This is a genomic window from Bifidobacterium sp. SO4 (assembly GCF_018555355.1).
GTDB lineage: Bacteria > Actinomycetota > Actinomycetes > Actinomycetales > Bifidobacteriaceae > Bifidobacterium > Bifidobacterium miconisargentati.
Genome location: NZ_JAFEJP010000036.1, coordinates 1 through 1,524 on the forward strand (window position 1 = coordinate 1; position 1,524 = coordinate 1,524).

2 protein-coding genes are annotated in these 1,524 nt (G+C 65.6%); both read right to left on the reverse strand.

The window, feature by feature from the left end; translation table 11 throughout:
* Positions 1 to 608, reverse strand: a 608-nt coding sequence (locus JS536_RS11680; RefSeq protein ID WP_214357063.1) for an alpha/beta hydrolase fold domain-containing protein, incomplete at its 3' end; no start/stop codon positions are given.
* A gap of 34 nt (positions 609 to 642) precedes the next feature.
* On the reverse strand, positions 643 to 1,524 hold an 882-nt coding region (locus JS536_RS11685; RefSeq protein WP_214357064.1), incomplete at its 5' end, for a fibronectin type III-like domain-contianing protein.

The following is a 1,524-nucleotide window of genomic DNA, read 5'->3' on the forward strand; positions in this document are numbered from 1 at the left end:
CTGCCCTCGTTCTCCGTCCAGCTGGGCAGTCCGGTGAAGTCGCCGACCAACGAGTACGTGACCAGGGCCGCGGGCCTGGGAAGTCCCAGGCGTTTGCCTTCGAGCGCCATCACCATGGTCAGGTTGCCGCCCGCGCTGTCGCCGGCGATGACGATGGGCTCGCCGGCGAAACGGCCGGCCAGCCAGCGATAGACGGCGGTGCAGTCGTCCACGGCGGCCGGGAACGGGTCTTTGGGCATGAGCCGGTAGCTGACCGTGCAGACGGTCAGGCCGGTGACCTTGGCCAGGTCGATGGCGATGGGCCGGCTGAGTTCGGCGTCGCCGTACATGAACGCGCCGCCGTGGATGTAGTACAGGACGCCAGGGCGTTTGCCCGTCTTGGGCTCGAGCAGTTCCATGCCGATGCCGTCCACGGTGTCGGATGTGATATCGACGGCGTTCTCATCGGCTTGCGATGGGGCCATGTAGGCGCGTTCGGCGTCGGTGAGCTTGGGGAAGATCTCCCGCATGTTCATCATGCCGCCGAGATCGCGGATCTTGGCGAGGAAAGCGACCGCTCCGCGCATTTGCGGGCTGTCGGCTTTGAGGTCTTGACGGGTCAGGGTCATGATCGTCCCCTTCTCGATATACGTCTGACGGTCATCAGGCGTTGACGGCGGCGAGCAGCTGGGCGATCGCCTCGGGGGTCATGAGCCCGCCGGACATGTCGGCGGTCTTCTGCAACGGCATGTCCATGCTCATGGCCATCGCGTCGAACGGGTCGGAGGAGACGTCGTCCTCGTCGTCCAGGAATGCCTGTCGCTGGGCCTCCTGTTCGGCCGGATCACCGCCGCCGGGGGTGGCGGCCGCGGCGCGGGCCATCATGGCCTGCATCACCGCGGCGCCCTTGGGATCGGCTTGGATTTCGCGGATCGTGCTGGCCGCGGTGAACGGACTGCGCGGCAATGGCGTGCCTTCGGCTTTGACTTCGGCACTCAGGCGGATGTCTCGCGAGGAGGCACCGATCAGCACACGGTACGTACCGGGGGCCACGGCCCAGTCGTCGATGTCCTCGTTGTAGTAGGAGAAGCTGCGCTTGTCCAGCGTCATGGAGACCGTCCGGGTCTCCCCCGGTTCGAGCGCCACCTTGGCGAAGCCCTTGAGTTCCTTGTCCGGGCGCGGCACCGGGGCGGTGCCCGCGTCGCCGATGTACAGTTCCACGATCTCCTTGCCGAAGACCTTGCCCGTATTGGTCACGTCCACGGTCACGGTCAGGGTGTCGCCGTCGACGAATTCATCGGAGGAGACGGTCAGGTTCGTGTATTCGAATGTGGTGTAGCTCAGGCCGAAACCGAACGGGAAGCGCACGTCCATCCGCTTCTTGTCGTAGTAGCGGTAGCCGATGAACACGCCTTCCGCGTACGGGTCGTTCTCCTTCTGCGGGTAGACGAGGGAGACGGGGGTGTCGGAGAGCTTGACCGGGAAGGTCTCGGCGAGCTTGCCGCTGGGGTTCGCCTTGCCGTAGAGCAGATCCACGATGGCGTC